The organism is Magnetospirillum moscoviense, assembly GCF_001650635.1.
In the GTDB taxonomy this organism is placed as follows: domain Bacteria; phylum Pseudomonadota; class Alphaproteobacteria; order Rhodospirillales; family Magnetospirillaceae; genus Magnetospirillum; species Magnetospirillum moscoviense.
In genome coordinates this window covers 1-3,679 of the sequence record NZ_LWQU01000035.1, presented here as the reverse complement: position 1 = coordinate 3,679, position 3,679 = coordinate 1, and the positions used below count along the sequence as shown (strand labels likewise).

The window sequence follows — 3,679 nt, the reverse complement described above, 5'->3', positions numbered from 1 at the left end:
ACCAGCCTCGCTGTACGCCTCGCCGACACCCCAAGAAAGCGAAAACGCCAAGTGTGTGCGCTATGTTAACGCCTATGAGGGCAAGTCCCCCCTTGCCGGAATTGCGACAAGCCCGCGTGGCGTTTGAACGGCCCCGGGACGGGGCGCCACGGGCAAGGCCCTAAACGTTCGACAGACCGTCGCCGTGCTGGCCCTGGATCAGCGACATGAATTCGCGCCGGGTTGCCGGGTTGTCGCGGAATTCGCCCAGCATGCGGCTGGTGACCATGGTCACGCCCGGCTTGCGCACGCCCCGGGTGGTCATGCATTGGTGCGCCGCCTCGATCACCACGGCGACGCCCTTGGGCTGCAGCACCTCGTTGATGGCGTTGGCGATCTGGCTGGTCAGCTTTTCCTGGATCTGCAGGCGCTTCGAGAAAACCTCGACGATGCGGGCCAGCTTCGAGATGCCGACGACGCGCCGGCCCGGCAGATAGGCGACATGGGCCTTGCCGATGATCGGCACCATGTGGTGCTCGCAATGGCTTTCCAGGCGGATGTCGCGCAGGACCACCATCTCGTCGTAACCGTCGGTTTCCTCGAAGGTGCGCTGCAAAATCTCGACCGGGTCCTGCTCGTAGCCCTCGAAGAATTCCTCGTAGGCGCGCACCACCCGTTCCGGGGTGCCGACCAGGCCCTCGCGGTCGGGATCGTCGCCGGCCCAGCGCAGAAGCGTGCGCACGGCAGCCTCGGCTTCCTCGCGGGCGGGGCGGTCCTTCAGGTGCGGGCGCAACTCGGCCGGCAGTGTGGCGGTGGTCATGGTGGTGTTCTCCTGGCTCGACGTTCCCTGGCCCATGTGGCGTCGAACGGCTCGTCTTGCAAGGTCAGTTCAACCGCACGGTTTCGTGCGGACTGTCCAGCGAGAAGGCGGGAACGGCGATGTCGAACACTTCGCCGGTCTCGGCCTCCATCTCGTAGCTGCCGACCATGATCCCCGACGAGGTCGGCAATGGCGTGCCGCTGGTATATTCGAACGACTGCCCGGGCTGCAGCACCGGCTGTTCGCCGACGACGCCGGCGCCCCTGACCTCTTGCACGCGGCCCAGGGCGTCGGTGATCACCCAATGGCGGCGCAGCAACTGGACGGTGATGTCGCCCTGGTTGTCGATGCGGACCTGATAAGCCCAGACATAACGGTTCTCGGTCGGATCGGACTGGTCGTCCAGATAGACCGGCTGCACCGTCACCGTGATGCCTCGGGTGGTTTGGCTGTACATGGCGAGGTCCCCGCGATGCCTTCCGTCAAACCCGTATCTTAGAACCGTTCGTGCCGGGTTCCAAGGCCAGCCGTAGATCGTCGATCAGGTCGGCCGCGTCTTCCAACCCGACCGACAGTCGGATCAGGCCCTCGCCGATGCCTTGGGCCAGCTTGTCTTCCGGGCTCAGGCGCTGGTGGGTGGTGGTCCAGGGATGGCAGGCCAGGCTTTTCGAATCGCCCAGATTGTTCGAGATGTCGATGACCTCCAGGCCGTTCAGCAGGTCATAGGCCGCCTGCTTGCCGCCCTTCAGGGTGAAGGCGACGATGCCGCCGAAGCCGCCCTTCATCTGGCGCTTGGCCAGATCGTGCTGGGGGTGGCTTTCCAGGCCGGGATACAGCACCCGCGCGATCTCGGGCCGTCCTTCCAGGAAGCGGGCCACCGCCAGGGCGTTGGCCGAGTGGCGCTCGACCCTGAGATCCAGGGTCTCGAGCCCCTTCAGCAGCACCCAGGCGTTGAAGGGCGACAGCGCCGGGCCGGTATGGCGCAGATAGGGCGACAGGGTGTCGGCGATGAAATCCTTGGCGCCCAAGATGGCGCCGCCCAGGCAGCGGCCCTGGCCGTCGATATGCTTGGTGGCGGAATAGACCACCACGTCGGCGCCCAGTTCCAGCGGGCTTTGCAGGATCGGCGTGGCGAAGACGTTGTCGACCACCACCCGGGCGCCGGCCCGGTGGGCCAACTCGGCCACCGCTGTCAGGTCGATCACCTCCAGCGTCGGGTTCGAGGGCGTTTCCAGGAACACCAATGCGGCGGGCGTCGCCAGGGCGGCCTTCCACTGGTCAAGGTCGGTGCCATCGACGAAGGTCGGATTGACGCCGAAGCGCGGCAGCAGGTCGTTGATGATCCAGGTGCACGATCCGAACAGGGCGCGCGGCGCCACCACCCGGTCGCCCGCCTTCAACTGGCAGACCAGGGCGGCGTGGACGGCGGCCATGCCCGAGGCGGTGGCGCGGGCGGCCTCGGCGCCCTCGATGGCGGCCAGGCGATCCTCGAAGGTGGCGACGGTGGGGTTCTTGAAGCGGGAATAGACCATGCGGTCCAGCGTGCCGTCGAAGCTGGCCTCGGCCTCCTCGGCGCTGCCATAGACATAACCCGAGGTCATGAAGATGGCTTCCGAGGTTTCCGAGAAGCCGGAACGGTTAAGGCCGGCGCGGACCTGACGGGTGCGGGAACGAAGAGGGCGGTCGGTCATGGCAGATCCCTGGAAAACGAAAGCCCCGGCCAACAGAAGCCGGGGCGGGAAAGGGACCCACTACCGGACCTCTTTAGCGTTTGGTTTTACGTGGCCGCAAGCCGGTCGGTCAAATCACCACGATGAATTCCTCTTAGACGATCCGGGCTCTCTGCGTCAAGGCGAATAATTCACTTATGTTAAATGTGGTTTTCCGAACTTGTCATACCAGGGGCAAGCGCCTATTTTGCAGTGCAGCATCACCGGAATGAAGAAGGACGCACGCTATGGATGCCATCGTTAAGCCTTATCAGCAGGTCGCCACGCTGAACCTTGCCGGCAAGAAGGGCCTGGTCGTCGGCATCGCCAACGAGCAATCGATCGCCTATGGCTGCGCCAAGCATTGCCGGGCCTACGGCGCCGACTTGGCGGTCACCTATCTGAACGACAAGGCCGAAAAGTGGGTGCGCCCGCTGGCCGAGGGCCTGGACGCCCAGATCGTCCTGCCCTGCGACGTGCGGGAAGAAGGCCAGCTGGAAGCGGTGTTCGCCGAGATCGAGAAGACCTGGGGGCGGCTGGATTTCGTCATCCATTCCATCGCCTTCGCCAACCGCGACGACCTGCATGGCCGCGTCGTCGATTGCTCGCGCGACGGCTTCCAGATGGCGATGGACGTGTCGTGCCATTCCTTCATGCGCATGGGTAAGCTGGCCGAGCCGTTGATGACCAATGGCGGCTGCCTGATGACCATCTCGTTCTATGGCGGCCGCAAGGTGGTCGAGCATTACAACGTCATGGGTCCGGTCAAGGCGGCGCTGGAAAGTGCTACCAAGTACATGGCGCACGAATTGGGCCCGAAGGGCATTCGCGTCGTCGCCCTGTCGCCCGGCCCGTTGAAGACCCGCGCCGCCTCGGGCATCGACCGCTTCGACGAGCTGATGGAAGCCGCCGCCGCCAAGGCGCCGACCCATCAATTGGCCGACATCGACGATTGCGGCTCGTTCGCGGCCTATCTGGTCAGCGACGGCGCCAAGTCGGTGACCGGCACCACGTTGTTCATCGACGGCGGCGCCCACATCGTCGGTTGATCATGAAAAAGGGGCGGCCCCAGCCAGGGCCGCCCCGTATCATGCCCCCATAGGCGTTAACATAGCCTGGACAGGCGGGCGTGAGCGTGATTCAAGATGGAATGACTCATCCATCATGCCCC

4 protein-coding genes and 1 riboswitch are annotated in these 3,679 nt (G+C 64.8%); of the genes, 1 reads left to right on the top strand and 3 read right to left on the bottom strand.

Going from position 1 to position 3,679, the window contains the following annotated elements:
* Nucleotides 1-160: 160 nt before the first annotated feature.
* The 3 genes from folE to metZ all read right to left on the bottom strand — a co-directional run bounded on the left by folE (nt 161) and on the right by metZ (nt 2,490).
* Complete coding sequence (gene folE / locus A6A05_RS02160) at nt 161-799, bottom strand: GTP cyclohydrolase I FolE (protein WP_068497021.1); 639 nt, start codon at nt 797-799, stop codon at nt 161-163.
* Between the two features lie 64 nt (nt 800-863).
* Nucleotides 864-1,256 (bottom strand): Co2+/Mg2+ efflux protein ApaG, encoded by a 393-nt coding sequence (gene apaG / locus A6A05_RS02155; protein ID WP_068497019.1) that lies wholly within the window; start codon nt 1,254-1,256, stop codon nt 864-866.
* A gap of 25 nt (nt 1,257-1,281) precedes the next feature.
* The gene (gene metZ / locus A6A05_RS02150) at nt 1,282-2,490 is read right to left on the bottom strand and encodes an O-succinylhomoserine sulfhydrylase (protein WP_068497017.1); all 1,209 of its coding nucleotides are present in this window, start codon (nt 2,488-2,490) and stop codon (nt 1,282-1,284) included.
* A gap of 52 nt (nt 2,491-2,542) precedes the next feature.
* A riboswitch (SAM riboswitch) is annotated at nt 2,543-2,621 on the bottom strand.
* A 135-nt stretch (nt 2,622-2,756) separates the two neighbouring features.
* On the opposite strand from metZ, the gene fabI reads away from it, so the two are divergent.
* A complete protein-coding gene (gene fabI, locus A6A05_RS02145) occupies nt 2,757-3,557 on the top strand; it encodes an enoyl-ACP reductase FabI (RefSeq protein ID WP_068497016.1) in 801 nt (266 codons plus the stop codon).
* The last annotated feature ends 122 nt before the right edge of the window (nt 3,558-3,679 follow it).